Genomic DNA, 344 nt, shown 5'->3' on the forward strand with positions numbered 1-344 from the left:
TTGCCCAGGTCGGTCACGCCACTGTAGGTCCCGAGGTTGTACACCTGGCTGGTGTCGCCGTTCTCAATGAACTTGACCTCAAAGGACGCCAGGTTGCCGGCGTCGCCCTTCACCTTGAATACGAAGTTCTCGTACCCCGCGGCAAATCCCGCCGTGTAGCCCGTGAATGCCACGAACCCGACGTGCACACCGGCGCCGTAGCCCTCACCGCTCGTCACCTGGATGGCAGGATTGAAGTCCGCGTCACCAGCGAAGTCGAAGTCGAAAACCGCCCCGGAACCGAAGTTGTTGACGCCAGCAGGGGCCAGGTCCTCAGTCACGCCCGGGTCCGTCGCGTACACGAC

At 62.8% G+C, this 344-nt stretch carries 1 protein-coding gene; it reads right to left on the reverse strand.

Annotation, left to right across the window (positions count from 1 at the left end; all coding sequences use genetic code 11):
• Nucleotides 1-320 (reverse strand): hypothetical protein (locus G8346_RS01580; protein WP_166047547.1); only part of this gene is annotated, 320 nt, incomplete at its 3' end.
• Nucleotides 321-344 lie beyond the last annotated feature (24 nt).

Origin of the sequence: Thioalkalivibrio sp. XN279 (assembly GCF_011089885.1) — a bacterium.
Taxonomy (GTDB): Bacteria; Pseudomonadota; Gammaproteobacteria; order Steroidobacterales; family XN24; genus XN24.